The organism is Vibrio sp. 1401, from assembly GCF_033340295.1.
The window spans coordinates 44,343-67,932 of record NZ_JAWOWF010000007.1 but is presented as its reverse complement, the minus strand read 5'-3'; the positions used below and the strand labels follow the sequence as shown (position 1 = coordinate 67,932).

The 23,590-nt window shown below is 45.7% G+C and carries 18 protein-coding genes and 1 pseudogene; 6 read left to right on the top strand and 13 right to left on the bottom strand.

Annotated features, from left to right (window positions below; genetic code table 11):
- Positions 1 to 65: 65 nt before the first annotated feature.
- Positions 66 to 1,745, top strand: a complete 1,680-nt coding sequence (locus tag R7Z77_RS06015) for a DUF342 domain-containing protein (protein WP_033907245.1) — start codon at positions 66 to 68, stop codon at positions 1,743 to 1,745.
- 54 nt (positions 1,746 to 1,799) lie between these two features.
- Here R7Z77_RS06015 and catC read toward each other — a convergent pair whose 3' ends face one another.
- Entirely contained in the window at positions 1,800 to 2,459 is a 660-nt protein-coding gene (gene catC, locus R7Z77_RS06010) for a type C chloramphenicol O-acetyltransferase (RefSeq protein WP_213967527.1), read from the bottom strand.
- Between the two features lie 88 nt (positions 2,460 to 2,547).
- On the opposite strand from catC, the gene R7Z77_RS06005 reads away from it, so the two are divergent.
- Entirely contained in the window at positions 2,548 to 3,459 is a 912-nt protein-coding gene (locus R7Z77_RS06005) for a LysR family transcriptional regulator (protein ID WP_017635661.1), read from the top strand.
- Positions 3,460 to 3,496: 37 nt separating this feature from the next.
- Positions 3,497 to 4,162: a peptidase E gene (locus R7Z77_RS06000; protein ID WP_054575283.1), complete on the top strand. Its 666-nt coding sequence runs from the start codon at positions 3,497 to 3,499 to the stop codon at positions 4,160 to 4,162.
- Positions 4,163 to 4,251: 89 nt separating this feature from the next.
- Here R7Z77_RS06000 and R7Z77_RS05995 read toward each other — a convergent pair whose 3' ends face one another.
- The 3 genes from R7Z77_RS05995 to murQ form a co-directional block, all read right to left on the bottom strand.
- A complete protein-coding gene (locus R7Z77_RS05995) occupies positions 4,252 to 5,307 on the bottom strand; it encodes a porin (protein ID WP_025768709.1) in 1,056 nt (351 codons plus the stop codon).
- A gap of 148 nt (positions 5,308 to 5,455) precedes the next feature.
- Positions 5,456 to 6,910: a PTS N-acetylmuramic acid transporter subunit IIBC gene (murP, locus tag R7Z77_RS05990; protein ID WP_005500182.1), complete on the bottom strand. Its 1,455-nt coding sequence runs from the start codon at positions 6,908 to 6,910 to the stop codon at positions 5,456 to 5,458.
- Between the two features lie 28 nt (positions 6,911 to 6,938).
- A complete protein-coding gene (gene murQ, locus R7Z77_RS05985) occupies positions 6,939 to 7,841 on the bottom strand; it encodes an N-acetylmuramic acid 6-phosphate etherase (protein WP_005374524.1) in 903 nt (300 codons plus the stop codon).
- Between the two features lie 242 nt (positions 7,842 to 8,083).
- Between murQ and R7Z77_RS05980 the strand changes: the two genes are divergently transcribed.
- Complete coding sequence (locus R7Z77_RS05980; RefSeq protein WP_005383578.1) at positions 8,084 to 8,935, top strand: SIS domain-containing protein; 852 nt, start codon at positions 8,084 to 8,086, stop codon at positions 8,933 to 8,935.
- Between the two features lie 19 nt (positions 8,936 to 8,954).
- Here the strand turns inward: R7Z77_RS05980 and mpaA are convergent, their stop codons facing one another.
- Entirely contained in the window at positions 8,955 to 9,665 is a 711-nt protein-coding gene (gene mpaA / locus R7Z77_RS05975; RefSeq protein WP_213967525.1) for a murein tripeptide amidase MpaA, read from the bottom strand.
- Between the two features lie 141 nt (positions 9,666 to 9,806).
- On the opposite strand from mpaA, the gene R7Z77_RS05970 reads away from it, so the two are divergent.
- A complete protein-coding gene (locus R7Z77_RS05970) occupies positions 9,807 to 11,432 on the top strand; it encodes an ABC transporter substrate-binding protein (RefSeq protein WP_213967524.1) in 1,626 nt (541 codons plus the stop codon).
- A gap of 63 nt (positions 11,433 to 11,495) precedes the next feature.
- On the opposite strand, the gene R7Z77_RS05965 is transcribed toward R7Z77_RS05970, so the two are convergent.
- Entirely contained in the window at positions 11,496 to 12,080 is a 585-nt protein-coding gene (locus tag R7Z77_RS05965; RefSeq protein WP_206970557.1) for a flavodoxin family protein, read from the bottom strand.
- 231 nt (positions 12,081 to 12,311) lie between these two features.
- On the opposite strand from R7Z77_RS05965, the gene R7Z77_RS05960 reads away from it, so the two are divergent.
- Positions 12,312 to 12,650, top strand: coding sequence for a hypothetical protein (locus R7Z77_RS05960; protein ID WP_017821886.1), 339 nt, complete (start codon positions 12,312 to 12,314; stop codon positions 12,648 to 12,650).
- 299 nt (positions 12,651 to 12,949) lie between these two features.
- Here the strand turns inward: R7Z77_RS05960 and R7Z77_RS05955 are convergent, their stop codons facing one another.
- From R7Z77_RS05955 to R7Z77_RS05925, 7 genes and pseudogenes are all read right to left on the bottom strand, one after another.
- Entirely contained in the window at positions 12,950 to 13,543 is a 594-nt protein-coding gene (locus R7Z77_RS05955; protein ID WP_169628479.1) for a mechanosensitive ion channel family protein, read from the bottom strand.
- Between the two features lie 493 nt (positions 13,544 to 14,036).
- A complete protein-coding gene (locus tag R7Z77_RS05950) occupies positions 14,037 to 16,151 on the bottom strand; it encodes a type I secretion system permease/ATPase (protein WP_005374556.1) in 2,115 nt (704 codons plus the stop codon).
- Positions 16,152 to 16,166: 15 nt separating this feature from the next.
- A complete protein-coding gene (locus R7Z77_RS05945) occupies positions 16,167 to 18,080 on the bottom strand; it encodes an EAL domain-containing protein (protein WP_005383568.1) in 1,914 nt (637 codons plus the stop codon).
- Positions 18,081 to 18,085: 5 nt separating this feature from the next.
- A complete protein-coding gene (locus tag R7Z77_RS05940) occupies positions 18,086 to 18,769 on the bottom strand; it encodes a transglutaminase-like cysteine peptidase (RefSeq protein WP_005374561.1) in 684 nt (227 codons plus the stop codon).
- Between the two features lie 114 nt (positions 18,770 to 18,883).
- Positions 18,884 to 20,274: pseudogene (locus tag R7Z77_RS05935) on the bottom strand (HlyD family type I secretion periplasmic adaptor subunit).
- 173 nt (positions 20,275 to 20,447) lie between these two features.
- Positions 20,448 to 21,671, bottom strand: coding sequence for a sigma-54-dependent transcriptional regulator (locus R7Z77_RS05930; RefSeq protein ID WP_005374563.1), 1,224 nt, complete (start codon positions 21,669 to 21,671; stop codon positions 20,448 to 20,450).
- Positions 21,664 to 23,538, bottom strand: coding sequence for an ATP-binding protein (locus R7Z77_RS05925; protein WP_065275557.1), 1,875 nt, complete (start codon positions 23,536 to 23,538; stop codon positions 21,664 to 21,666). The genes R7Z77_RS05930 and R7Z77_RS05925 overlap by 8 nt, the downstream gene beginning before the upstream one ends.
- Positions 23,539 to 23,590 lie beyond the last annotated feature (52 nt).

Below are 23,590 nucleotides of genomic sequence, written 5' to 3'. Positions count from 1 at the left end.
AGGTTTGTTCAGAAAACGGATTTGGTTAGACTGAGAGTGTTGATGGGAAGCAAAGTGGTAAGGGTATGTGGAAGCTGTGTCTTGAGTTATCTGAAGATAAGACCAAGGTGATAGCCCGTCTTCCGGGTGAAGTGGATCTCGGTGGTGAGCTAAATCAAAATGAATTAAACGAGCAGCTCGTCGTAATGAACGCCGAAAAGATGTTTGTTGTAGAGGGGGAAGTCGTTAGGTTCATTAACTGCGCCAAAGAACGTAAAGCTGAAGCTTACGAAGGCATCGTCATTGCAGAAAAACGCAACGCACAAGTTGAGGTCGAATTGTCGAATAATGACATGCTCGCCAGCATGAACGTTGTCGGCGCGTACGGAGGCCGAGGTTTACGTGGCCCCGAGATTGTTCAAGCCCTTGCTCAAGCGCGAGTTTCGAAAGGCATCAACAAACTGGCTTTGAAGAAAGTGTTGGTTGTCAGCACTCAGCTCAAACCCGGCGAAACTTTTTCTCAACCTGTAGCGGTTGGTAAGCAACCTATCAAAGGCAAAGACGCTCTTTTTACTCCTCTTGTTAAAGACATCACCAAACGCATCCTCAAACCCAAAGACGGCCAATCTGCTAGCGACAAAATTGATTTACGTAACCTCGGTGAAACTATCGCGGTTGACGTAGGCGATGAGGTGATGCGCCGCACGCCTGCGACCAAAGGCACGCCTGGCTTTACTGTTCAAGGGCGAGTGATTCCTCCGCAAGCCGGAAAAGACAGCCCAATGAAGCCGGGCAAAGGCACTGAGATTAGCAAGCAAGACCCAAACCTATTGATTGCATCGGTATCCGGTACGCCTCTGATTAAAGACAAAACCATCGAAGTTGATAACGCACTCTGCCTCAATAGCGTTGGCGTGAATACAGGCCACGTGAAATTCAAAGGGAATGTGATTATCGGTGGCAACATCGAATCCGGAATGATTGTTAAAGCGACGGGCTCTATTACTGTAGGCGGCTTCATTGAATCGGCTGAAGTACAAGCGCAAGACGACATTCAAGTTGGTAAAGGGATCATTGGCCACACCGTGAGTGATGGCCAGCCAAAGAGTTGTCACGTCAAAGCCAAAGGTTCGATTCGTGCCAGCTACGCCCAATATTGTGATTTGCAAGCCGGCGAAGATATTGAGTTGGCGGTGCACAGCATGAATAACGATATTGTTTGTGGGCGCAATCTGACGGTGCTAGACGCGAACGGTAGGAACGGCACGCTCAGCGGCGGAGATGCAAAAGTCGGTGGCAAAGTGGTGTGCTTACAATTGGGCGTAGAAGGCGACACCGCCACTAAGGTAGAAGCGTTCGCACGCTATTCTGCATTTAAGGAACGATTAGCAGAGCTTAAAGAACAATACAAACGCGCTCAAGAAGGCACGATGGATGTGATTCGTAAAGAGCTCGAATTTAAGAAACGTGCTAAAGCCGAACGTACCGACGAAGAACAAGCTCAGATTGACGTGATGAAAACACAAAACAACGAGCAGCTTGAAGCGATAAAGCAAAAGCTAGAACAAACGGAACACGACTTTGAAGTCGCGTTAGAAGAAAATATTGTCGAAGCCAAAGAGCGTGTCTTCACTCGCGTGACGGTGCAGTTTGGCGACGAACAAGTAACGACAAAGCGCACTCATGGCGGTTGTTCGTTCCGTTTCAATCAATACGAAATTAAAGTCTCGGCGAACTTGGAAGAAGAGGACGTCGCTGCGGTTTAAGCTTTCTTACTCACTGAGCCCACACGTCGCAACAAGATGTGTGGGCTTTCTTATCTACAAATCGACAATGTGCTCTTGATAGTAGTCCGCAAGCGCACCCACTTGGCTGCTACACATTACTTTCATTGCTTGTTTAATGTGTTCTATTGGCCAGTTCCACCATTGGATATTGAGTAGAGTTTCAATCTCTTTATCGCTGAATCGTTGACGTACGACTTGGTTGTTTCCAACCACCACAGAATAAGGTTGCACGTCTTTCGTCACTAAGGCGCGTGCTCCGATGACGGCTCCATCGCCGATGTTTACTCCGGGCATGATCATCGCCTCACTGCCAATCCAAACATCATTTCCCACCACTGTGTCTCCGGCACGCTCGAAACCGTCTTGTACGCCTTCTCCAAATTCTTCAGGAGAGAAGGGGAAGGTCGAAATCCAGTCAATGCGATGACCTTGGTTTCCTGCCATCATGAAGGTGGCTCCAGAAGCGATGGAACAAAACTTGCCAATGATTAATTTGTCGATGCTATCGGGTTCTCTACTTTGCCATTCTTGAAGTGTGACGGGGTCACCCAACAAGTAGCGTACCGCTTGCTCTTCGAAGCTTTTTTGATGATAGAAGCCCGAGTAATAGCTGTAATCGCCAACGATGATATTGGTATTAGTGATGTGATCTTTAATGACTTGACCTTTTAACCACGTGTCGAAAACACTCATAACTCATCCTTTCAAATTTAGGTTGTACAGAGTTTAGAGGCTTTCTATTATTTCCAGTAGTTTGATTTTAGAGATTCAGAATTACTGTATGGAAATAAAATGGCTCAGCTACGTACCACTTTACGTCGCTTTGTGCGAGGAGCGAAGTATTGCTGGCGCAGCAAAGCGCCTGAATTGTTCGAATGCGCATGTAAGTCGGCAACTTAAACAGCTTGAAGACATATTGTCGGTGCAGCTTATTCAGCGAACTACGCGCCAGTTTAATTTGACCTACGATGGTTTGCGGTTTTATCAGCAGGTAAAGCAACTGCTCGAAGGCGCTGAGCAGATCAATGAGCAAGTCATGGCAAACGAGATCGTATCGGGAAAATTGAGAATAGCGGCGTCTGCTTCTTTCGGAGCCGCGTTACTCAGCCAAACATTGATCGAGTTTCGATTGCAACATCCACAAGTGAGCGTCGAAGTGATCTTCACAGAGACACCTCTCGACTTGATAGAGGCTGGGTTTGATATCGCATTCTACTTTACCGATACTCCTCCAGAGGGATACGTCGGCCATCAGCTACGCACTTTACACTGTAAACCGATCGCTCATCGCTCGTATTTAGCTGATAAACCAAATGTAAGTACGCCAGAGGAGCTTGGTGACTTAGAGCACATCCTTTATAAAAGTCGCGACTTGGTGTTAGATAAGTGGACGTTTACGCATAAGCAAACTCAACAGCAGTGCAGCATTGAGTTAGAAAGTACGCTGAGTTTTAATCTTGTCCAGTCCATGTTGGATGCTACTTTGGCTGGCTGTGGTGTAGCCATGTTAGATGAATTTGCACTGGCTAAACTCGACCCTGCACAAAAAGAAAAACTCGTGAGTTTGCTGCCAGAATGGCAAACGGATGCGATTTTGCCGCTTTATCTGCTTTACCCAAAACGTGAGCACTTACCAAGAAGAACGCGAGCGTTCATTGATCACTTTAGGAACATATATTCTGTCGGCGAATAGCGACAACAAACTTAGCAACAATTGAGGAAGCAAAGGAATGCGAAAACACTGTATTGCGATTGGCGGTGGGGGCTGGATGATGGGAGAGAATCCGAGCCCACTCGATCAATACATTTTGTCTTTGTCTGGTAAGGAGAATCCAAACATTTGTTTTCTACCGACAGCCACGGGAGACGCCGATGAAGTGATTGAACGTTTTTACGATGCGAAGCTTAGTGAAAACGTGACCCATTTTCCGCTGTTTAAGTTTGAAGCTGGTTGGAAAGAAACGCTATTTGAACAAGACATCATTTACGTCGGTGGCGGTAATACGCGTTCGATGTTGGCCATTTGGCGCGAATGGGGTATCGATAGAATACTCAAGCAGTGTTATGAACAAGGCATCATCATTTGTGGCATGAGCGCAGGTGCAATTTGTTGGTTTGAGTTTGCGGTGACAGACAGTGATCCCGAAGCATACCAAGTTATGCGTTGTCTTGGATTTATTGACGGTTTGGCTGCGGCGCATTTTTCTCATGTAGGTGAGAAGTTCGAGGTTTTCCAAGCCTTTGCTCGTTCTCAACCGAGCATCACTTGTTATGGCATTCACGATTATGCGGCATTGCACTTTGTCGATGGAAAATTGTTAGCTACTGTCACCAGCTTTCCTGATGCCGGTGTGTTGGTTAAAACAGGTAACGAAGAAAACATATTGCGAGGATGAGCTTCTTCAAATCAGCATTAAAGGCAATAACTACTGACCGGACATAGAAGAAGCTCATGGATTCAGCTAACTTACATTAAGTATCGTGCTTACAGCTCGTAACGCAGACCTAAGTGGTAGTAGCTTTCGTCTGCGTGTGCACCGCCAAACGAGACTTCTTGTCCATTGCTGTAGCCACGCGAGCCGTTACGATCAACGTAGTTTGTGTAGATAGAAGAACGAGGCGTCAGTTTGTATTGCACTTCTAGCGTTGTATCTTTCAGCTCTAGCTCGTCACCATCACTGTTTTCTAAAGAACGATAACCAGCACGCAGTACCCATTTGTCATTTACACTGTAAACCGCCGTTAGTTCCATCACTTTGTCGGTACTGGTTTGTGAGTAATAGCCCTCTAGTTCATCTTCCGAGTACAACGCACCCAACATCAAATCACCTAGGTAGTAACGCGTACCTGCGCCCCAGAATGTGTAATCGGTGTCGTTGCTTTCACGTGCATCACCTTTATTCTTCTGCATCGCTATCACTGGTGCCAAGGTACCCAAATTCCCCATGTCTAGCGTATAACGCAGTGCAGCGTTGTAACCGTAGTCGAGCTCAGAAGTGTTGTTTCCTAAAATGTACGCGACAGAAAAATCGACATTACCTAGGCTGTTTTGGTATTGCAGCGTGCCATCTTGACGGAAAACTTGCGTTGCGGTTTTGTCGACTTTATTCGCTTGGCGCGCCATAGAAACATCGGAAGAGGCGAACACATCACCAATGTCGGTAAACATAATCAACCCAGATGCCACGCGACCACCAGTAATGCGACCATAATCTTTCGCATCAATACCCGCCCATACATAACGTGCGGTCAGAGACGGTTTGTCGTTTACTTGGTTTGCGTATTCAGCGGCACCCACTTGGTATTGCGCTTGGCCGATGATCGACGCGTACTCGTTGATGGTTTGTGAACCGTTTAAACCAATACGGCCATCAAACTCGCCATTTGCATCGCCGTGCTCATCATTTTTACTGGTGACATTGAAACCAAGACGAGAGTAAATATTTAAAACTGACCCATCTTCCGCTTGATACAGCTGCGCTGCCATTGCGTTTGATGCCATCAATGTTGGGAGAAGTAGAGTCAAAATGTGCTTTTTCATGATTAACGACCTTTCATTTCTATTGTTTTAGGTACGACAAAGCCCCTTCCGAGTAACGGAATAAGAAAAATTGTCGTGAAGTAGAGAGAGGGTGCGCCCTTGTTTGCCAAGGGCGCGAGCTAGTCCATTCCTATAGGGGAAGAATGATTTAGCTTAAATCGACGTCTTTGCAGCCAAAGAAGTAAGTCGCGAGGAAGCCGACGATGTAAGAGATAAGCAGGCCAGCAACAAACACCATCATGCCCGGGAAGATGCCATTTTCAGATGTCATGAGAGGAATCGCCACGATACCGGATGGGCCAAACACCGTATTAAGACCAACTGGTAAGCCAAGGTAAGAAACTAAACCGATAAAGAAGCCGCCCGCAGCACCACCAATACAAGCGGTAACGAATGGTTTTACACGTGGTAATGTCACGCCGTAAATCAATGGTTCGCCAATGCCTAGAAGACCCGGAATAATAGCGCCTTTAACTTGAGTGCGCAGTAGAGCGTCTTTTTTGGCTTTGAAATACAGCGCCATTGACGCGCCAACCTGACCGCCACCTGCCATCGCCAGGATAGGGAATAGTGAGTTAAAGCCCTGTGCTTCCATCAATGCGAAGTACACAGGAACAAAACCCTGGTGGATGCCAAATACCACAGAAATTAAGAACAAACCTGCCAAGATTGCAGCGCCTAATGGGTTATCGTTCAAGTTGAGGAACAACCAAGACATCCCTTTAAACAGCTCGCCGCCGATTGGCATGATGATCAAGAAGGTTACCGCACCCATGATCAACAGAGTGATAACGGACGTTAAGATCATGTCCAGATCATCTGGCATGTATTGACGAACCTTACGCTCGACTTGTGCACCGATGATCGCTGCTAAAAGTACGCCGATAATGTTGCCGCGCGGATCAATCGCAAAGCCGAAAAACTCGTTCATGCCAGAGTAAATGCCGGATGTCGCCTCTGGGTTGTAACCCAGCACAAACAAAGAGGCGAGAATGGCACCATTAACACCAGAGCCGCCAAATGCTTGCTGCGCGTTGTAACCAATCAGAATACTTAGGAAAGCAAACAGACCCTTACCAAAGACTTTCATGTAGGCGATCAAATCCAACATAAACTGGCTTGGTGTCTGGTCGAGAACAAACATCTGTTCCAATAACGTCGCAAAACCTAGCAACAAACCAGCGGCAATAAAACCTGGGATCAACGGCGTAAAGATGGTAGCAAACTTGCTTAAAAAACGCTGAACCGCACTGGTTTGTTTGCTCTTCATCTGTTTTTTCTGCTCGGCTGCGACGGCAGAAAGATCTTGTTGCGGCATATCTGGTTCTTCACTGTCACCAGAGGTTAAGCTGTCGATCAGTTGATTCATCATCTCAGCCGCTTGTTGAGCTTTTCCAGGACCGAGAATGATCTGAAACTGCTCATCGCTTTCCACCACACCCATTACGCCGGGAATTTGCTTGATAACTGATTGATCAGCCAAGCCATTGTTGGCGAGCGATAAACGCAAACGCGTCATACAGTTACCACATTTGCTTACGTTGCTACTGCCACCCACTGCGGACAGCAACTGCGATACTGTGTTTGAAGTTATTTTTGCCATAGGGTCTATCCTTCAGAACTCGGATTATTTAATTATTATTTAGTGCTGCGCGAATAAAGCCGTTGTGCGCGGCGAGGCGTGATTTGGCTTGTTCGGCATCCAAATCGGCCAAAATCATTAAGATGGCGGTTTTGCAGTGGCGACCACAGGCATTTAATGCTCGCTCTGCTTCTTCTTTTGATGCGTCGGTTGCTTCCACAACAATGTTGGTTTGGCGTAGGATGAGCTTGGCGTTAGTGGCTTCTACATCCACCATTAAGTTGCCAAATACCTTACCGCTACGAATCATTGCGCCTGTCGTGAGCATGTTTAGCACCAGTTTTTGTGCGGTGCCGGCTTTCATGCGAGAAGATCCAGTGACAACCTCTGCGCCAACAATCGGCAGAATCGCGATGTCGGCCGCTTCTGCCATGGTACATTCTGGATTACAAGCGATAGATGCGGTCGTGGCTCCGATGGATTTAGCGTACTCCAAACCACCTAGCACATAAGGTGTACGGCCACTTGCAGCGATGCCTACAACCACGTCATTCTTGGAGAGGTGAAGTGCTTTTAAGTCGTCTTGGCCCATTTTCGCGTTGTCTTCTGCGTTTTCTACCGCTTTCAAAATCGCCTGATGTCCACCAGCAATTAAGCCAATCACCATATCTGGGTGCGTGCCGTAGGTAGGAGGACACTCGCTCGCATCAAGAATGCCTAAGCGACCTGACGTACCAGCTCCCATGTAAATTAAACGGCCACCATTTGCAAAAGCTTGGGTAATTGCGTCAACTGTCTCTGCAATTTGTGGTAGCACCGCTTTTACCGCGAGCGGGACTTTTTGATCCTCTTCATTAATGACTTGCAGCATCTCGATGGTCGAAAGCGTATCGATCTCGGCACTGGCTGGGTTACGGCTTTCTGTCACCAATCTGCTTAAATCAATTTTCATGTTTTGCACTCTTTGTAATGTTCAATCTGAGGGCGATTTTATGGAATAAAATATTCAGGTTTGGTGATAAAAATCACACTTGAGGTTATTCTTTATGCAGGAGAAATTTGGAATAATGAGAGAAAATATACGTCTATTACATCCGGGATTAACTGTCTTGGTTAGAATAATCAGGGGGTTAAATCAAACGCCTATTATTTCTGTTTTGGAATAATTTATTTAAAATTTTTGAGGTTTTTGTTGTGTCAGTTATCAATAGGATAGTCGCGAGGCGTACTCAGCTTTCGCAAAGCGGTCGTTTGGTTGGCGATTGGATTGTTGAAAACGCAGAAAAGGCGGCGCTGCTCACCAGCCAAGAACTTGCGGCGCAAGTAAAAGTGAGTCAATCGAGCATTGTGAAATTTACTCAGCGTATCGGCTTTAAAGGTTACAGCGAGTTTAAGTTAGCTTTGAATGAAGAGATTGGCCGTAAGCATGCGATGCAGTCGACACCGCTGCACAGTGATATTTTGGCTGACGACCCCATTGCGGTAATTTCACAGAAACTGGTGAAAGCGAAAACCGACGCTATGTTTCAAACTACCAATACGCTGTCTTACGAAGCGTGTCACCAAGCGGTGAAATGGTTGAGTGAAGCGCGTCGAGTGCAAGTGGTCGGGATTGGGGGCTCTGCACTGACCGCGAAGGATTTAAGCTTTAAACTGCTTAAACTTGGTATTACGGCGCTTTCTGAACAAGACAGCCACGTGCAGATTGCTGTTGCCCGCACGCTCTCTCCAGAAGATGTTCAGATCGCAATCTCGTTTTCGGGTGAGCGCAAAGAAATTCTCGTCGCGGCAGAAGCGGCAAAAGAGCAGGGCGCGAAGGTGATTGCGTTATCTGCGCCTGGAAGAAGTCGCTTGCGCGGTATTGCCGATATTACGTTTGATACGATTGCCAATGAAACGGAACATCGCAGCTCATCCATTGCTTCGCGTACCGCGCAAAACGTGATCACCGATTTGCTGTTTATCATCTTGGTTCAACAAAGAGACGACAGTGCCCGTCAGTTGATCAGCGATATCAGTACCGACATCAAACAGATCCTCACATGATCGCTTAACCAACAGCGGACTAAAGATCCGGATCGTGCCTCAGCAAAGCAATAAAAGCAGAGAGATGTTTTTCAATGGTGAGATCGGCAGAAATCGCGGGCAATTCCAACGTGATGCAAGGTAAATCACGTTCACTACACCAAGTGCCGAATGAGCCGGGTGTTTCGTAGTCGATATCGTCCACGATTGGCAGTTGGAACTGCTCGCCGAGCCATTTGGCAAGGTCGGAATGTTTGGGATCATCCACAAAAGCAAGCGGTTCATGAAGCGACACCACAAACTTTGGCTTGCGCAGTTCAATCAAGTTAATTAATGCGCTAACTTCAGGCTCTAGTTGGTTTTTAGTGCCAGTTTTCACCTGTACGTCTCGAACGGGTGTGTGAGAGCTCCATCGATACACTGTGCCATGCTCAGTCCAATTTTGGGTTGGAAACGCGCGATTGAGATCCACTTGGTTTGCATTTGCGCGTGTGCCTAGTTGGTTGCCGTCAGGATTCATTGACAGAATCACATCATGTCGTAAGTTTTCTGCAGGCAAGCTTCTTAGCGCGCAGGACAAACCTGCAATCGAGGCCGTCTCGTCCCCGTGAGTGCCTGCCAAAATCAAACCTCGCGAAGCACTTTCGACTTGAGCCGGAAAATACAATAATGGCGCACCAAGCACGGATTGACCGTATGATGTTGGCCGAATTAAAAATGCCGCTCTTTCCGTTCTTGGAATTAGACTCACCGTAATCTCCTGTTTGATGAAGTAGTATCAATATCTAAGCTAATTACACCTAGCTAAACTGAACCGTTTAAACTCGTCAACGGTTGAAATGTTAATTGTGGCACTTGCTTCACAAGACGCGTTAGGAGAACGAAAAACGATATGGATTTTAAAAAACATTCAACGGCGTTGCTGATTTCCTCTTTATTCACCCCTTTTCTTGCTACATCAGTTGCTGCGGAGACCTTACCTAAAGGCATTCAACTTGCCGCAGAACAGCATTTAGTACGTGCGAATGACGCAGAGGCGGCGACGCTTGACCCAGCGAAAGCCGAAGGTCTGCCAGAAATGCATGTGATTCGTGACTTATTTGAAGGGCTTGTGATTCAAGATCGTGACGGAAACATTATTCCCGGTGTGGCAGAATCATGGGAAACCAACGACAACCAAACCTTTACTTTTCACTTGCGCAAAGACGCGAAATGGTCGAATGGCGAGCCTGTGACGGCGGATGATTTTGTCTATTCACTGCGCCGAGCGGTGGACCCGAAGACCGCTTCTCCAAATGTTTGGTATCTCAAACTCACCAAGATCAAAAACATCGCCGATGTAGCAGAGGGCAAAAAGTCTTTGGACGATCTCGGTATCAAGGCAGTGGATAAATACACCCTACGTTTTGAGTTGGACAGTCAAGTGCCGTACTTTGTTGCTATGACTGGGCACACGTCCATGATGCCAGTGCATCAAGCGACAGTGGAAAACCGCGACAAGCCGTGGAGCGATCCAGACCAATTTGTTAGCAACGGTGCATTCACATTGGATAAGTGGGTCGTGAATGAACGCATTGAACTGGTTAAGAGTCCAAGTTACTGGGACAGCGCAGATACGCATCTAAACAGAGTGACTTACATTCCGTTTGAAAACCAAAACGCGTCTATCAATCGCTTTGCGGCAGGAGAGCTGGATATCACGTCAGATGTGCCGACTCATATGGCGCAGAAGCTTAAACAAGATTACAAGCAGGCTTACACGGTGGTGCCATTATTGTGTACGTATTACTACGCGTTCAATACCACTCGTCCGCCATTTGATGATGTGCGAGTGCGTCAAGCGGTGTCGTACTCCATCATGCGCGATGTGATTACGAATGGTGTCACGCAAGTGGGCAACCTTCCTGCTTATACTTTTGCGCATCAGTACACCGCAGGGTTTGATGCGACGCCGCCTGAATACAGTAAGTGGAGTCAGCAACAACGTGACGAGAAAGCGCGTCAGTTGTTAAAAGAAGCGGGTTACAGCCAAGACAAGCCGCTCGATTTTAAATTGCTGTACAACACCAGTGAGGCAAACAAATCGATCGCGGTTGCGATAGCGTCGATGCTACAAAAAAATCTCGGTGCAAACGTGGAGTTAGAAAACCAAGAGTGGAAGTCGTACTTAGTGGCGCGTAAACAAGGCAATTTCGATGTGATGCGCGCTTCCTGGTGTGGTGATTACAATGAAGCGTCTACTTTCCTGAGCTTACTTCGCTCAGGTTCCTCGGGTAACTTTGCACGTTACAGCAGTGAAGCGTACGACAACGCGATGAACAGTGCATTGGCTGCAACCAATGAGAAAGCACGCCAAGGTTTCTATGATCAAGCCGAGCAATTGTTGGCGGCGGATATGCCAATCGCACCGATTTACTACTACATGCAAGCGCGTTTGGTTCGTCCTACGGTTGGCGGTTTTGCCAAGAACAACGTAGAAGGTCGTATCTACTCGAAAGACCTCTACATCAAGAAGTAGCGCTCAAAACAAGCGATAAATATGAAGCCCCGAAGATGTATCTTACGGGGCTTCTTTTTATTGTTAGCGAGTGGAGAGCTTGTTCACGAGCATAGCGACTCGTTTGCCAAGATACTCTGCTGTTGCAACATCAGAAGCATGCAACTGACCACCTTCACCACCTTGTGCAACAATACCACCTTGTACACCATAACGATTCAGGTTTTGCTCCCCAGAATTGCTGATCTTATCCAACCCGACCCACATCATGCCGTGTTGGTTAGAGAGCGTTTGTAGATATTGTAATGTGCAAGATTGGTCGCCATTCATTGCCCCACCACTGGTAAAGCCAGCCGCGATTTTGTTCGCCCATTTTTGGTAATACCAAGATTCACTGCTTGCATCTGCAAATGCTTTAAACTGCGCTGCTACACCGCCCATATAGGTCGGTGAGCCAAAGATAATCGCATCACACTCAGCAAGTTCATCCATTAGTTTAGGGTTCACAAAACGTCCCTCAATAATCTCACTGCCTTCAATTCGGTGAGAGAGGATTTCACAGTCATCTTGCTGCTTAATGCCTTGTTGTTCAACGCCTGCGGCAATCGCGCGAGCAAGCTGACCAGTAACGTCGGTTTTAGAGAAATAAATAATCGCAATTTTGGACACAATGGTTCCTTTTTTCATTGTTGATTTTTAATCGTGCGACTAAGGCTAAAACCTCAAGATAAGTTGAGGTCAAGAAGAGATTTGAGATAGATAAAGTACGAATTGGTATCTAAAGAGCTTTCTTATAGGGTAAGTCGACGGCATAACTACAGTGAATGCAACGACGATGAATGTCGTGTATAAAAGCGTTAAAGGAAGATCTTAAAGATGTAGAAAACTCTCTTGGAAACAATGATAAAGGTACCGATGCTAGTGATGATTAATAGGCGGAAAAATAGATTAAAATATGTAAACTCAGACCTGATCCAAGGCGGGAAAAGTACATTTCATCGTTTCTTAAGGCGAGGGATTATTATCATTATGGTAGGAGGCCTTTCTACAGCCTCTTCCACGGTATTTGCACACTTTATAGCGGGTGTGTTTGATGTGGATATGAATGTTCATCCAGAGAGCTTAGAAGAAAAAGTGCATGCACTACTTTTTGTTTCGGTCAGTCTTGTTTTTTACCTCTTTTATGCCCTTATCTCGCTAAATATTAGTGGGTGGCTCATAATGAAGCTAAAAATATAAGCTTAACTAAAACCATGTCCTTGTATTTTAAGGAAGATGGAACTAGTGACGATTTTTTCTTTGCTTGCACCATCTCTATTTTTGTATTTATTTAAGGTTCGTAAATAAGAAGCTTCCTTTGGTTAAAGTGGCGCTTTTGGTTTCGGCGATGTGTCATGTTTTTATCATGAAAGAATACAGTGGTGACCTTCAGCTTATACGTTTTGTCTCTTCACTGTTTTTCGCCATTAACTTTGGGTTATTTGTGACCACCAAGTGATACTAAAAAGCCGATGTAGATACATCGGCTTTTTAGTGGGTTATTTCTTTCTGCGAGTATAAATTCGAGATTTGGCTTTACTTGGCTCTGGCTTGTTTTTCGCCAGCTTTAGTACCGCTTTTTGCAAAATCTGGTTGTTTGGGTAAGTGATCAAGTTACCGTTGTCGTGCTTAATTAACACGTGAAACATGCTGATTTCTTGAATCTCACCGCAGATGTCTTCATCTTTGTCTACGACTTTAATTCGGTCACCCACTCGGTACGGGAAGACAAAAAAGATCAAAAAGCTGGCAGTGATGTTGCTCAGAATTGACCACTGCGCAATAAACGCCACACCTAATACGGCAAAAATGGACGATAGGAACAAAGACACATCGCCATAGCCAATACCTGTGATAATGGCAAAAATAGAGGCGGTCAAAAATAGCAGCGCGACATTGAAACAGCGCTGAATAAAACTCAAACGGGCCTTTTTTACACCTTTCGTTGTTGCCAAATTTAGGATGGCTCTATTTACAATCCTCTTCAGGATGCGATACGCGATCAGGACAAAAATGCCCATCATTAGTTTGTAACCGAGGGAGCCCGTAGTGAAATACTGGCTCACTTGCTCTAATTGGATCCAATCATTCATTTCTTCATCTCGACGATATCTAGAAAGCGGCTTTTATAGCTGATTTTTTGCTGTAAGTAATCACAATTTTTCTTTACACCATTTGTCTCTGTGTTGAGGTACCACAGAGTACTATATTGGTTAATCAAAGACTTAGTGAGCATTGCGAACTCTTTGGCTTTATTACTTATATTCAACCAAAGCTGACGTGATTTTGAAAAGAGCAATCTTTGAGCTGTATCCCATATCCGACATTCTATGACGCTAGTTCCTTATAAACGAGCTGAATATGACTTTTGTCCTGATAACCTAAGGTGTATTAATTGAAAGAGCTTTTAGGGCGTTGAAAAATGGAAGAAGATGAAAAGGCGATTATGATTTTATTCGTGATTGTTGGCCTTGTACTCGTTTGGGTCGCGCTTGAAGAACTTAACTATCTCGGGCTCCCAATAAAATAAGCCCCGTTAAACATGAGTCAAACGGGGCCTTTGTCTTTTATCAATGTGAATTCAGGCTAGCTAACCGCACGCACTTTGCCTTGTTTCAAATCGTTCAGCACTTGCGCTTTAGGGCCATCTGCAATGATGCTGCCTTTCTCCATCACAATTACGCGATCAACGATGTCGAGCATAGACGTTTTGTGCGTAATCAGAATCAGCGTTTCACTAGGTTTCAACTGTGCTAATTGATGTTTAATGTGCATCTCTGAGCGATTATCCATCGCACTGGTTGGTTCATCCATGAGTAGAACAGGAGGACGACCCAAAAATGCACGAGCGATCGTGACTGCTTGACGTTGACCACCCGAAAGCATTGCTCCACCTTCACCAACTTGGCGTTCTAAGCCCGCTGGGTCAGATTGCGTAAACGCAGTAACACCGGCACGATTCGCTGCGTCTAGTACGTCACGGTCATCGGTTAATGGGCGACCTAGCGTAATGTTGTCGCGGATAGAACCAAAGAACAGATTCGAATCTTGCGGCACACAACCAATATTACGGCGAATGTCGACATGATGCAGTTGTGCGATGTCGGTATCATCAATGCGAACATGACCTTCCGTCGGCTGATACAAGCCCATGATGAGACGTTCTAACGTGGTTTTACCCGAACCGATACGGCCTATGATCGCTACTTTTTCGCCTGGGTTAATGGTCAAGCTCAAATCTCGAATCGACGCCACCGGTGAATCTGGGTAGTGGAAGGTCACGCGTTCAAGTTCAATTTTGCCTTGTACTATTGGGCGGTGAATGTAACGTTTACCTTCTTCTTGTTCATCCGGCATTTCCATGACTTGATTGATAATTGTCATAGAAGACTTCGCTTGGTTGTAGCGCGTAGAGAGTAAGGATAACTGAACCAAAGGACCAATCGCGCGGCCGCTAAGCATGGTTGCGGCAATCAAACCGCCCATGGTTAAGTCGCCTTCTGCAATTAAGTAAACGCCTAGGATGATCATCCCTACGTTACTACTTTGCTGCACAAAACCCGCCGCGTTTTGAATGCTATCCGTAATTCGTCGGCTTTTTATATTCCAGTTCGCCATGTGCGCAACTGCCTCTTCCCAGCGGTATTGGAATTGGCTTTGCGCACTGAGCATTTTTACGGTTTCTAACCCAGCTAAGCTCTCTATCAAATTGGCATATTTTTGCGATGCTAGGCGTGAACCCTCCTCAATGGAGCGACGCAGCGGCCCTTGTATCAGTAGCGAGTGAATAATCAAAATGACCACGCCCACCATCGGTACATACACAAGATCGCCAGCCATTAGCCATATAATCACTAAGAATAAAATGGCAAAAGGCAAATCAATGAGAGCACTGACGGTCGCTGAAGTAAAAAACTCTCGAATAGATTCGAATTCTTGTAAATGGCGAGCGAAGGCACCGACCGAAGGCGGCTTCGATTCCATTCTAATCCCCATCACTTTGCTGAACAGTTTGGATGAAATCAGAATGTCAGACTTCTTGCCCGCCACATCAATGAAGTAATTTCTCAGCGACTTGAGAATGAAGTCGAACAGGAACACGACAAAGATGCCACTTGCTAGTACCCATAGGGTTTCAAACGCAAGATTCGGAACCACTTTGTCGTACACCAAGCGAGTGAATAGCGGAGCGGCAACCGCAAAGAGGTTGATGAGAAGTGATGCGATTAAAACATCACGGTAGATGCGTTTTGACTGCCACAAGGTGGACCAGAACCAGTGGCCTTCGTTGGTTTTGAGCACTTCGGGAGAGCGCTCATCGAAACGGAATTGCTTTTTAACTAAAAAGTACCGACCAGTGTATTGCTCAAGTAGGTCTTCTAATGGAATAGAGATCGGCACCATTCCACTTTCTAGGGTGGTGACTTCGGCCTCGCGTTTCTCCATATTGATGCTGTTGAGAACGCAAGAGTCACCGCCTTTAAGAACTAAGATTGCCGGCAGAATTAGGCTGGAGATGCTCTCCAGCTCTGCGCGGTTTTCCTTGGCAACCAATCCGGCCCTTTCCGCTGCTCTTGGTAGCAAAAATGGGGTCAGTTTACCGTCAGATAGCGGTAGTCCGTTGACTAGCGCTTCTGGCGAGTTAGCTAACCCATAGTAACGGCTAACGTAGATGAGCGAATTCAGTAAAGGGTCTTTCATCGTTGATAAACCTTTTTATTCCTTGTCGACGATGAATCCTTGGAATACCTCAACAAAATGTTCAGTGAGGAAATCCAACTGGATTTGAGTTTCGATACGCGATGCGATAGTCGTAATACCAAGGTTGTGGGCAGTACGAGAGATCGACGTTAGCGTGAATTTCTGTTTTTCGTCGTGCAAGTTGTGTGTGAATAGGTAATCGAGCTTCACATAGTTCGGGCGGAACTCTTGGATGTATTCCAAAGATTGGAAGTTACGTCCGTAGTTATCTACGCCGAACTCAGCACCTGATTGGCGAATGGCATTACATAACAGTGCTGTGTGGTGAGGCTGATCGATAAAGCATTCCTCTGGAATTTCAAAATGTAGCTTAGAGGCCACTTTGGCGTGTTTTTCCAGCATGCTAGTTGTCCAGCGAATAAACGATGGTTGAGACAAGCTGCTTTGCGCGATGTTAATCGCGACTGGGTCATTAAGTTCACCACTTTCTAGCATCTTAATCATTGATTCAATGACATACTGGTCAAAGATGTTGGTGGCGTCTAACTGTTCTAGTGCGAATAGGTATTGATTCGCACGATACGTTTCACCATCTTTTTCGATGCTTGAAAATACTTCGTTGTGGAATACTTTACCCCATGTGTTTTTCGCAGCTTGGAAACGGAATTTAACCCAATCACTATGAATGGCTTCTTCAACCAACGCTTTCCATTGCTGTTTACCCATCAAACTAGAAGGTGTATCACTGCCAATGAAGCCGTATGGCTTGTCTGGTTGCGCTTTGGCTTTCGATAGTGCGTTGTCCACCATCGAGAGGATTTCAGAACGCGTTTTCTGATCTTTGCTGTGTGCAACCCCTAGTGACGCTTTAGGTTTTGCTAAGCCTGTTGGGTCAGTATTTAGGCCGTTCACACAATTGACGATGCTGTCCGATAAAATGCGTAACTCGCTCTCATCCATATGAGGGAAAAGCAAGCCGAACTCATCACTAGACAAGCGAGCAATAGTGGCACCCGGTACATCAATGGTGTTTTTCAAACGTTGAGACAGTTCTTTAACGTGGGCATCTGCGCGTTGGTAATCTTTGGTCTCGTAAATGTCCCCAATGTATTCAGCATGGAGTAGCGCGATACCCCCTTGCGTTTGCTCTGCAAGCCATTGGTCGATTTGGTTGATGTAGAATGAGCGGTTACCCAATTTAGATATAGGATCGAGGTAAGCCTGAGCACGCAGACGTTGCGCCTCTTTGGCTTGCTCTTTGAATGATAGCTCGATTTGAGCAGACATCATGTTAATGCCATCTACCACCGCGATAAGATCTTTGGTTCTTGGACGAGCAAGCGGTTCACCAAATTGGTTATTCGCGATTTCATGCATTTTATTTACGATGGCCGTTAATGGTTTTAGCGAGCGACGTAGGATGTATGAAATTGCCACTAAACCAGCTAGAAAAATAACACTGAATACAGACAGCAAGCCAATAAAACCTTGCCAGAGCTGCTCGTAAGCTGCGCCTGGGTGACTAATGATTTCTACTTCGGCGAGCTGCATCCAACCACTGGTCACAACACGCTTATCGTGAATCGCTTTAAATAGATTCATGTCGATAAACCATTGTGGCACCGTACTTGGTTTAACTGGGTAAGTACGCACGATCTGGTAGTCAGAATCTAATGCTGTAAGACGAACAACGGAGTAGGTGCTGCCGTCAAATAGAGCATTAATCACGGACTCAACCGCGACTTTATCTTTGTCCTTTAGGTAAGGAGCCAGTGCCAAACCTACGGTGTTAATAGTGTTGTTGACCTCTGAACGTTGCTGTTGCTCCAAGCTGTCTCGAGTCGTGTTGAATTGGATTACGAATACTGATGCCAACAAGAGTATAAAGACCGTAACCATCCCCACCACAAGCTTCTTATATAGGGTCATGTTTCTCACTCGTCATAGTTAATTTTAGGTTTATTTAACTGCAACTTACGTTCGCGCGAGCGTAAGTCATTCCAAAGGCTCAACCGTGATGCTTTCCCTGCTAGCTCTCCAGTGCTAGCAGATGACTTCATCAACCACAGGTTTGTACCATTAAAACTGTATATCGGTAGCAAGTCGCTACGCTTAGAGGCTCGGACAATGTCAGGATTGATATTATCGAGAATGAGCGGCTCAGAACTTGGGGTAGGGTAGTAAGCTAATACCATGTGAAACTGATTCAGTTCGATGGCTTTTACGTATATTAAACGCATCTTTGAATCTGGTATTCCTAGCTCGAGTAAAGAGAAGTACTTAGCAATAGTGAAATCTTCACAGTCTCCTGCGTTACTCCCTAAAAATTCGAGTGGCGTAGCCCAATAATCTGTCTTTCCCCACAGTTTTATGTCGTCAACGAAATACAGCTGATTAAAAAAGTCGTTAACGCCAGCGAGCTGTTCATGAGTCTCTAATTGTTTAAATAAGTCGAGGTTCTTTCGCCATGTATTTACGCGCAATCCCGCACGTTCGCCGTACACCGCTGTGACCGTATTGACCCATCGTTGTTCTTTACTGTTCAGCGCACCAAGTTGGAACGACAAACAACTTAAGCTGATTAATAATGTAACTTTACGCTGCAAATTGGATCGCATATTCGACTCGTATCACAAGTATACTCTTCTAGAGAGTTCGTCAGTGAGAAATAAGTGCTTTTTATTTAATCACTTATCGCTCAATACTCCCTATCGCGAGTATCTTAATGTGGTTTACTCCTTCAAGGCGTTCGTTTTGGCACTTAAAATCGGTTTAAGTAGATATTCCAAAACGGTTCGCTTCCCTGTGATGATATCGACCGATGCTGTCATTCCTGGAATGATTGGTAAATCTGCATCTTGACCAAAGTTTGTTTTTTCGGTGCGTACACGAACAATGTAGAAGCTGTTGCCTTCTTCATCTTGAGTGGTATCCGCGCTGATATGTTCCAACTCTCCCTCTAAACCGCCGTACTTTGTGAAGTCGTAAGCTGTAAATTTCACGATAGCATGAAGATCTGGGCGTAAAAATGCGATGTCTTTTGGCGCAATTTTCGCCTCTACCAATAGTGTGTCTTCTGTTGGTACGATCTCGACGATATCCATACCAGGTTGGATAACACCACCGACAGTATTGATGTTCAGTGTTTTGATTTTGCCTGTTACTGGCGAATTCACAACCGTTCGGTTTACTCTATCTTCCAAGCCCACCGCTGATTCAACCAAGGCAGATAACTGGTCTTGGGCGCTGTTGAGTTTCTCTTGCTGTTCAGAGCGGAATTTGAGTGCAACATCAATACGGTTGAGCATGGATTCTCGAATCGCTGATTGCAATACGGGAATCTTGAGCTCACTGGACGTCATTTCACGACGGGTATCGTTGACTTGGCGCTGTAATTTGAGCAGTTCAATACGAGGAACAACGCCCTCGTCTGCCAAAGGTTTGGTGATATCGAGTTCTTTTTTCGCGTATTGGTAGCTTTGACGCAGTTCCTTACTCGCGCTTGGATCTCTACCAAGTCCTGCTGCTTTTGCTGCACTTGTTGGTCAATAACAGAAAGTTGGTTGCGCAAATTATCTAGATCTTCGCGATATTCTGCTTTTTGACGCTGTGTGAGTTGAGGTCGAGTCTCTTCCAAGGTTGGTGGGAAGGTCAGTTTACCGTAATCAAGTAGTACACTTTGACGCCAGTTTTCCGTTTCAAAATCACGATTAACGGCAACACTGTTAATAGAAGCGGATAGTTGCAGCACAGATGCGGTAAGGTTGGCAACTTGTTGCTCACGTTCACGAAAATCTGAGCGAAAGCGGGTGTCGTCGATAAGCAGTAACTGTTGGCCTTTTTCAACCAACTGGCCTTCTTTGACCAAGATTTCTTTGACTAAGCCACCTTCTAAGTTTTGGACTACTTGTATCTGTGAGGAGGGAATCACTTTGCCTTGACCAACCGTGACTTTGTCGATTTCAGCCCAAGATGCCCAACCTATTGCTGCAATGAAAAATAGCACCATAACCCAGAGCATAAAACGCGCGCTGTTGGGGGTATTGAGGAGCAATGCTGCAGTTTTGTCATCAACAAAATCCAACTCTTCATCGTTGAGTTTGTTGTAGTTATCTCGGCTCATCACAGTCCCTGCTTATATAATTACGGATTATCTTTTTGATCTTATTATTATTAACCGATCATGTCAGCATGCTCGGCTAATAAAATATGAGAAGAGGGTTATTCTCTCTTCAAATGAGCTTTCTTACACTTTCTAAATCAAACAAAAGCATAATTAGCGCCGGAGTATAGCTATTACGCCTTGAACTTGGCTTTATCCAACTGATGTTTTTTTAGTTTGTCGTACAAGGTTTTGCGTGATACCTGTAATTCTAGTTGAACCTCTTTGAGTCTGCCGCGATGTCTTTGCAATGCATCGAATAACAAGCAATATTCAAAGTATTCTGTGCGCTGAGTCATACTCTGAATTTCAAGACTTTTCTCACTGTTCCAATCTTCCATTCTAAAAGTATCTGGCTTGAGGGCACGAAGTTCAGCAAATTGGCGTAGCTGCTTAACGTTTTCTGGCCATTCGAGACTGGTGAGGTGTTTGACCTCTTCTAGGCTGATATGTGGCGGCTGTAACTGATATCGACTCGCTGTGTGGCGCACAAAGTGCTTGTATAAAGGCCCTATATCTTCCTTTCTTTCATCGAGCGTCGGTAAGTGAATTAGAGTCGCCAGGGATTTTAGAGGTGGCTCGGCTTGGGTGGTCGCGCCAAAAACACGCTCAAGTTTTGGGTGCTTGAATAAGTATTCCCATTGCTCAAATGATACATGCTCTGCGCTATGTAAGTACAAACTGCAGTGGCGTTTTCCTTCACTTAAGCGGTGTATGGCTTTGTCGAGCGCTTCTAATGAAAGCTCATAGAGGTCTTCACCAGAAGCGGCGATTAGCTCACTATCCGGTGTTGCATGTATGTCGTGGGCAAATTGTGCGGCGAGCCGGCGACCTGTACCATCTTGACCTACAAAAATGAGCGGCTGGCTTGTGGGCGCACTGATCAAGGCGCGACGAATGCTCACCATGGCCTTACTGTGACCAATCATTTTCGGACCAACATGAGTTTGCATGTCGAGCTCTTTCTTAAGCCAGATGTTTTCTTGCAACAAGTTCAGTTTATCGCTGGCATTGTTGAGCGATTTCATGAGCTGTTCCGTTGAAAACGGTTTTTCTAGAAAGTCGTACGCGCCGCTTTTCATCGCATCTACCGCGGTTTTCACATCTCCATGTCCAGTAAGTACGATGAATTGAAAGTGATCGTTTTTGCTTCGCAAAGTTCGCATAAACTCCAAGCCATCCATCACGGGCATATGGATATCGGTAATGATAATCGCAGGCGTATTTGAGTCGATTACGCGTAAGGCTTCTACTGCGTTTGGTAAGCAGGTGACGTCTATCCCTTCAATCAGCAGGGCTTGAGACACGGCATCACGAATGTGTGGTTCGTCATCAACAAAGAAAACTGAGTTATTCATGGTCGTTTTCCACTTCTGGAGTACGTTTATTCTGATTGACTATTGGTAGCGTCACGATAAAGGTCATGCCTCCTGCTTGTTGTTCTGTGTTCTGATGTTTATAGGCACAGAGGGAGCCGTGATAGCTCTCTAAAATGCGTTTGGAGATGGTCAAACCTAATCCTAAGCCCTCTGGCTTAGTCGTAAAAAATGGATCAAAGACTTTTGCTAGGGCTTCGTCCGACATGCCAGGCCCGTTATCGGAAACAAGAATGTCGCAACTGTCATCATGACACTGAACAGCAATGGATATTTGCGGATCGATACAGTGGTTTTCCATCGCTTGTGCGGCGTTGTGGAAGAGGTTTATCAGCACTTGTTCTAATTCAACGCTGTGAATGGCCAGCTTCACATCATAGTCGATGGCCGGAACTTTTAGTGTTACTCCTTGCTTAATAAGCTTGTTGCTCAAAATGCTGGTGGCAGTATGTACCGCGTCGTGCAGTACTGAGATTTCATTGTGTGAATCGTGCGTGGCTTTCCGAGTAAAGACTTTTAAGCGGGCAATGACTTCCGAAATGGTGTCATTGAGTGTCAGCATTTTGCCCAAATTGTCAGCGACCATTGGGTATTTTTCCATTGCCAACAAACGCTGCGAGTTTTCGGTATAGGTTCTTAGTGCGGAAAGTGGCTGATTTATCTCATGATTAATACTGGCTGATAGCTCGCCCAACAGTGCCAATTTCGCGGCTTGCGTCAGTTCTTGTTGTGTTTGTTTAAGCTCTTGTTGGCTTTGCTCATATTGGCGGATGGTCTGTTGTAGTTTTTGGTTGGCTTCACTTAGCACTAGTGTCCGTTGCACTACTTTTTCTTCTAGGCTCACATTGAGATGGGCAAGGCGTGCTTTGTTAACTAGGGTTTGGAACCACGCTAACGCAATTAGAGCAATGAGCGCATATAAGATCAGGAAGACGATATCGGCCTGTAAAACGGCGGCAAGAACGCTGTTGTGGTTAATTAAGGCAACGACGCGAAACCCTTTATCCAATAAGTGTGTTGCGTATGCGAGGTAATTCGGTGATAGAAGCAATTGATTGTCATCAAACTCCGTGACACCAGTGTGTGCCGTTAACTCACCAAAATATTCGGGTAAGGTATCGCCATATTGACGCGTTTCGGTAAGTTCATTTATTGCACTCGATGACAGTGGGAAAAGTGCACGATAGCGCCAGTCTGGTAAATTGCTCATAAACACGACATTGTGTTTATCTGTAATGAGTACGTCAGTCGTGGTTTGCGAAAGGCGCTGTTCTAATTGCTCCAAGTTCACTTTTACTGTAATCACGCCAACGACTTCCTCATTTACCCACAGCGGAGATGAGAAGAAGTACCCACGTTTATTCGAGCGCACGCCTAATCCAACATATTGAGCGGGCTCACCGCGTCGCGCATTTTTAAAATAGGGGCGATAGCTAAAGCTAGAGCCAACAAACGTATCTTCTTGCTGAAAGTTACTTGAGGCTATGACTAACCCGGTGCGGTCATGAACGTAAATCGTATCGGCCAAACTTTGCTTCAACCAATCTGATAACAGTAGGTTGAGCTCTTGAGAGGGCGTTCCGCGCTCTACTGCTTTGAGTAGTCTTGGGTCGTGACTTAATAGGTTTGGTATCTGTTCAAACTTTGCCAGTTCGTAGTCCACTTCTTGTGACACTTGCGCGGCTTGTCTCTCTAGCTTTTGTTGCCATTGATCATGTTGGTATTGAGTTGCGTAATGATGAGTAAGCGCAAGCCCTGAAATGCCGCCGGCACACAGTAGCAGTAAAAAATGACGTAGGGCTTTGGGGTTGAGTAAGTTCACGATCGGCTCACTGGTTTTTTGTGTCATGGTATCAAATGACGCACTGTGATGCTGTGAGCGGCAACGATAACAAGCACAA

What these genes read in the sequence shown, in the direction of transcription:
- R7Z77_RS05995 (WP_025768709.1), bottom strand. Translation starts at nt 5,307, where the DNA reads ATGAAAAAGCACATTTTGACTCTACTTCTCCCAACATTGATGGCATCA.
- R7Z77_RS05950 (WP_005374556.1), bottom strand. Translation starts at nt 16,151, where the DNA reads ATGAAAGACCCTTTACTGAATTCGCTCATCTACGTTAGCCGTTACTAT.
- R7Z77_RS05945 (WP_005383568.1), bottom strand. Translation starts at nt 18,080, where the DNA reads ATGACCCTATATAAGAAGCTTGTGGTGGGGATGGTTACGGTCTTTATA.
- murQ (WP_005374524.1), bottom strand. Translation starts at nt 7,841, where the DNA reads ATGAAAATTGATTTAAGCAGATTGGTGACAGAAAGCCGTAACCCAGCC.
- catC (WP_213967527.1), bottom strand. Translation starts at nt 2,459, where the DNA reads ATGAGTGTTTTCGACACGTGGTTAAAAGGTCAAGTCATTAAAGATCAC.
- R7Z77_RS06005 (WP_017635661.1), top strand. Translation starts at nt 2,548, where the DNA reads ATGGAAATAAAATGGCTCAGCTACGTACCACTTTACGTCGCTTTGTGC.
- R7Z77_RS05925 (WP_065275557.1), bottom strand. Translation starts at nt 23,538, where the DNA reads ATGACACAAAAAACCAGTGAGCCGATCGTGAACTTACTCAACCCCAAA.
- R7Z77_RS05955 (WP_169628479.1), bottom strand. Translation starts at nt 13,543, where the DNA reads ATGAATGATTGGATCCAATTAGAGCAAGTGAGCCAGTATTTCACTACG.
- R7Z77_RS06000 (WP_054575283.1), top strand. Translation starts at nt 3,497, where the DNA reads ATGCGAAAACACTGTATTGCGATTGGCGGTGGGGGCTGGATGATGGGA.
- R7Z77_RS05940 (WP_005374561.1), bottom strand. Translation starts at nt 18,769, where the DNA reads ATGCGATCCAATTTGCAGCGTAAAGTTACATTATTAATCAGCTTAAGT.
- murP (WP_005500182.1), bottom strand. Translation starts at nt 6,910, where the DNA reads ATGGCAAAAATAACTTCAAACACAGTATCGCAGTTGCTGTCCGCAGTG.
- R7Z77_RS05960 (WP_017821886.1), top strand. Translation starts at nt 12,312, where the DNA reads ATGATAAAGGTACCGATGCTAGTGATGATTAATAGGCGGAAAAATAGA.
- R7Z77_RS06015 (WP_033907245.1), top strand. Translation starts at nt 66, where the DNA reads ATGTGGAAGCTGTGTCTTGAGTTATCTGAAGATAAGACCAAGGTGATA.
- R7Z77_RS05930 (WP_005374563.1), bottom strand. Translation starts at nt 21,671, where the DNA reads ATGAATAACTCAGTTTTCTTTGTTGATGACGAACCACACATTCGTGAT.
- R7Z77_RS05970 (WP_213967524.1), top strand. Translation starts at nt 9,807, where the DNA reads ATGGATTTTAAAAAACATTCAACGGCGTTGCTGATTTCCTCTTTATTC.